This window comes from Variovorax sp. P1_H12_2 (assembly GCF_056405335.1).
Window position 1 is genome coordinate 1 of sequence record NZ_JBFUCI010000484.1, and the last position, 4,432, is coordinate 4,432.

General features: G+C 64.9%; 6 protein-coding genes. All 6 read right to left on the reverse strand.

The annotated features are described in order from the left end of the window. Positions 1–694 (reverse strand): branched-chain amino acid ABC transporter permease (locus tag AC1D2K_RS30640; RefSeq protein WP_478093692.1); only part of this gene is annotated, 694 nt, incomplete at its 3' end. Positions 695–719: 25 nt separating this feature from the next. After that, a complete protein-coding gene (locus tag AC1D2K_RS30645) occupies positions 720–1,928 on the reverse strand; it encodes an ABC transporter substrate-binding protein (protein WP_478093694.1) in 1,209 nt (402 codons plus the stop codon). Positions 1,929–2,010: 82 nt separating this feature from the next. Further along, positions 2,011–2,868, reverse strand: a complete 858-nt coding sequence (locus tag AC1D2K_RS30650) for a FadR/GntR family transcriptional regulator (protein WP_478093696.1) — start codon at positions 2,866–2,868, stop codon at positions 2,011–2,013. A 110-nt stretch (positions 2,869–2,978) separates the two neighbouring features. Then, positions 2,979–3,293 carry a divalent-cation tolerance protein CutA gene (gene cutA, locus AC1D2K_RS30655; protein ID WP_478093698.1) on the reverse strand — a complete coding sequence of 105 codons (315 nt, stop codon included), beginning with the start codon at positions 3,291–3,293 and terminating at the stop codon, positions 2,979–2,981. Positions 3,294–3,317: 24 nt separating this feature from the next. Further along, entirely contained in the window at positions 3,318–3,848 is a 531-nt protein-coding gene (locus AC1D2K_RS30660; RefSeq protein ID WP_478093699.1) for a BON domain-containing protein, read from the reverse strand. Beyond that, positions 3,845–4,081, reverse strand: a complete 237-nt coding sequence (locus tag AC1D2K_RS30665) for a hypothetical protein (RefSeq protein ID WP_478093701.1) — start codon at positions 4,079–4,081, stop codon at positions 3,845–3,847. Before AC1D2K_RS30665 ends, AC1D2K_RS30660 begins: the two co-directional genes overlap by 4 nt. Positions 4,082–4,432 lie beyond the last annotated feature (351 nt).

The window sequence follows — 4,432 nt, forward strand, 5'->3', positions numbered from 1 at the left end:
CGATCACGACGACCACGAAGGCGGTCGCGATCGCCTCGATCGACATGAAAGGCTCGATACCGCGAATCGGCGCAGCCAATGCACCCGCGACCGCGGCGAGTGCCGCGCCCAGCGCGAAGCTGTAGGCAAACACCTTCGCGATGTCGATGCCCAGCAGCGACACCATCTGTTCGGATTCGGTCCCGGCGCGCAGCACGGCACCGAACTTCGTGCGTTCAAGAAAGAACCACAAGCCCAGCGCCACCAGCGCGCCGACGCCCACCACGAAGAGCCGGTACTTCGGATAGAGCAGGTCGCCCATCGCCACGAAGCCTTCCAGCAGTTCCGGCACGGCCTGCGTCTTGCCGATGGTGTCCCACTGGATGATGACCAGTTCCTGGATGACCAGTCCCACGCCGATCGTCGTGAGGATCTGGTAGACGGTCGGCAACTGCTGGAGCGTGCGCACGCCGTCTTTCAGCGCATAGCCGCCGAGGCCCAGAACCAGAGGCGCGCCAGCCAGGCCGAGCCAGAAGGAACCGCTCCACTCGGCAATCGCCCAGGCCACGTAGGCCCCCAGCATGTAGAGCGCGCCGTGTGCCAGATTGAGGAAGTGCATGATCCCGAACACGATCGACAAGCCGACCGCGAACAGGAAATAGATCATGCCGGTGCCGATGCCGTTGAGCAGTTGCACGAGGACGATGTTGAGCATGGAGGCGTTCCTTCTTCCCCAGGCCTCAGGCCATCTTGCAAGTCGACGTCGCCATGTCCTCGAAGGACTTCCCGAAGCTGACGATGTCGGCGTAGTCCTGTTCGTACTTCTTCGCGGCCTTCGCCTTGCCCTTGAGGAGGTAGTAGTTCTTCAGCACCTGGTGATCGCTGGCCCGGACCGTCTCGACGCCCGTTGCGCCTTCGTAGCTGAGGCCCTCGAGGCCCTTGATGACCGCGGCCGGATCGGCGCTGCCGGCGGCCTTCACGCCGCGCAGCGCCAGCTCCGTCACCGAATAGAGGTTGATGGCGCCATAGCTCGGAAGCTTGTTCGCTTCCTTCTTGAAGAACTCGACCAGGCGCTTGTTGCCCGGCTCCTGGATGTCGTGGTAGTACTGGGCCCCCAGGTACACGCCATCGAGAAGGTCCGAACCCAGGCCCTGGAACTGGTCCAGCCCGCCCGACCACGGAACCACGATCTTCATCTTCGACTTGAGGCCGAACGAGGCGATCTGGCGCAGCAACGCGTCGGTCTGAGGCCCATAGTTGAGCAGCACCAGCACGTCCGGCTTCGCGGCGGCGATGCCGGGAATCAGCCCGGAGAACTCGCTGTCCGTCAGGCCGTGGTAGCTGTTGCCGACGTGTTCGATGCCCTTCTCCTTGAAGATGCGCTGCGCAGCGCTCAGCATGGCCTCGCCGAACACGTACTTGGCCGTCACCGTGTACCAGCGCTTGGCGCCGGGCGTCTCCGCAATCACGGGCCGCAGCGATTGCTCGACGGCGCCGTAGCTGGGCACCGGCCAGCGGAACGTGGACCTGTTGCAGGCCGAGCCGGTGATCTCGTCCGCGCCGACGGAACTGACGTAGACACCTTTCGCACGGTGCACTTCGGCGGCCATCACCAGGCCGACGGACGACAGCACCGCACCGGCGAACAACTTCGTTCCGTCGTTCTGGATCGCGTTGATCACCTTGGGCGCGGCGCGACCGGGATTGCCTTCGTCGTCGATCAGCTGCAGTTCGGCGGCGACGCCGAACGATTGCTGCGCCATCTTGACGGCGAGTTCGGCCGCATACGTCGTGGGCTTGACTTGGGCGCCGAGCGGCCCGGACAAGGTCGCGAAGAGGGCGATCCGCGTCTTGGACTGGCTGCGAGCCAGAAACGGCGCGCCGGTGATCATGCCGCCCGCCACGAGGGCGCGACCAAAGCTGCGACGGGAGGGATGCTGTACGGTCATGAAGGCTCCAGGTTTGAGAAGGAAAAGGCCATCCCTGGCGAGAGATTCGCCATGGATTCGAAAGACGGGATTCAGGGGTGGACTAGCGGCTTTTTGCCGGTCTGGATCGCACGCGGGCGTCCAGCGGGACGATGAACTTTTCAGCGTCCTCGATGTGTTCGAGCATCAGCTTGCGCACCCGCTTCGCGTTGCCGTCGCGCAGTGCCTGGAGGATCTCGGCGTGCTGCTTGCGGTTGTTGCAGGTGTACGCATGCTCATCGTGCGCATGTTCGGCCGAAGGAGAACTCGATTCCGCACCGCTTCGGATCACCGCGTTCACGAACTTCGCGATCATGCCCAGCAGCGGATTCGGACAGACTTCCGACAGGATTTCATGGAACTCGACTTCCGCCGAGCGGTGCCGCGCCCAGTGGTGCATGTCGTCACCCTCGAGGGCATCGATCGTGGCCTGCAGGCGATCGAAGTGTTCCGGCGTCAGCAGCCCGATGGCGCTGGCCGCGGCCTCGGGCTCCACCAGCTTTCGCACCGTGTAGTTCTGGGCGCCGTCCAGCGGCCGGAAGTGGAAGAAGTTGCGCATGAACTCGAACACGCGCTGCTCCTCGACCTCGCGCACACGGGCGCCGCCGCCGGGTCCCGGCACCGTGTAGATCAAGCCCTGGACCTCCAAGGACTTCAGTGCTTCCCTGACGGAGCCGCGGCTGGCGCCGAACTGCTCGATCAGTTCCTTCTCGCCGGGCAGCTTGTCGTTGACGACCATGGCTTCGTTCACGATCTGCTCGCGCAACGAGTTGGCGATCATGTCCGGCACCTTCGATTGAAGGGCGCCTCTGTGTTTGGGTTTTCCAGTAATCATCAAATCATTATCATGAATAGGATGATTTTCATCGAACGCCCCCGGCGCCATATTGGGGTTTTTACTAGACTGAAATGTGGCGTTCACGAGGGAACGCGGGCCAAGCGGCCGCTCGCCTGGTGGTGTGCGTGGAAACGGGATGGCGACCTCGCGCGCCGCTGGCTGCGCCGGCGCGTTCGGGATGCGTGCACGGACTGCTACCCGCTCTCCACGTTGGCAGCCACCCAGTCCGCATAGGGCTGGTGCACGGCTGCCAGTGTCTGGGCGTGAATGTCCGGAACCTCGTAGGGATGGCACTGCGCGATGGCCGCCATCAGCGCCGCCTGCAGCCGCACCGTGGTCTTGAACAGCACGCGGACTTCGGGCTCGCGGTGCAGTTCACCCTGCCAGGAATAGACGCTCTCGATCGGCGTGAGCTGCGCGCAGGCGGCGAGGCGGCGTTCGATCAGGGTGGTGGCGAGCGCGTTCGCCTGCTCGGCCGTTGCGACAGTGGTGGTGACGGCCGCGATCACGTGGCATCCCGACGAATGGCGCGCTCAGATCCGACGGCCTGCGCGTTGGATCAGCCTGGCCAGCGTTGCCGCCGCGCTGCGGGGCCTCAGGCTGAGCTTGTCGCGCACGGCGCGAACACCGCTGACGCTGCGCACCGTGTCTTCGGCGATCGAGCGTTGGAAATCCCATTCGACTTCGCCGCGCAGCGTCACGAGGCCTTCCTGGACTTCGAGCAGCAGGTTCTCCGCGGGCACGACGCCGTTCCACCTCAGACGATGGACGGCGGCCAGTGCAATCTGACGATCTGAATGCTGATGCGCCGGATCGGCCCGAACGTCCAGCACGAGCACCAGCGCACGCACACCTCTGACCGCATGGGCGGCGCGCTCGACCGCCAGTCTCTCGGCCCAGCTTTCCACGCGGCCGGTGAGCGTCGCTACGCCATCGGACACGTCGACCTCGAGATCGACGTCGCGCGTGCTGCCGTCGCGCTTGAGCGCGGCGAGGATTTGCCGGCGCAGCGCCGGGTCGGGGAGGGTGATCTTCGCTTTCATGCCAGTGTCGATCCCGATCATGGCGATGCCTCCGGGCTTCTTGCCATCTGCTTCAGCGCGTCGTAGCCGCGTGCGGTGATCTGCATGACGCTGGCGGGATCCTGCCGCGCGCGGCGATCGGTGTCGAGATGAATCCGCGGAATAAAGCCTGCGATGTAGCTCGCGGCATCGAGCCTTCGCACCTTGTCGATCTGTTCCGGCTCGACGATCGTGAGGGGGAGTCGGGCATTCGCGAGCCTCTGCAGCAATTCCATGCACATTTCAGCGCTCCTTGTCATGCGGCGAGGCGCTGAACAGCGCCAGGGAAGAAAGGCTACGTCAAGCGCGGCGCGCGCGTATTGATCTGAGGCAATCTTTGCGGCGCGGCGCGGCGCGGCGGATCCGGTCGATCCGAAGGGCGCGCTGCTCGGCGCCGCCCGCGAATTCGGATGCCTCCTTCAGCCGGCCGACTTGTCGGCCGCCTTCGGTGGTGCGAATGCGGGCATCCTTCGTCGGTCGGCGACCGCCGCCAGGTGGCGGCCGATGATGAAGATGGCGCTCAGGATCGACACGATCGCCATCGCCAGCAGGACGCCTGCGGCGATGTCCAGCGGAAAATGGATGCC

Bases quoted from the DNA above. Each gene is read 5' to 3' on its own strand.
- AC1D2K_RS30660 (WP_478093699.1), bottom strand. From the start codon at position 3,848: ATGATCGGGATCGACACTGGCATGAAAGCGAAGATCACCCTCCCCGAC.
- AC1D2K_RS30665 (WP_478093701.1), bottom strand. From the start codon at position 4,081: ATGGAATTGCTGCAGAGGCTCGCGAATGCCCGACTCCCCCTCACGATC.
- AC1D2K_RS30645 (WP_478093694.1), bottom strand. From the start codon at position 1,928: ATGACCGTACAGCATCCCTCCCGTCGCAGCTTTGGTCGCGCCCTCGTG.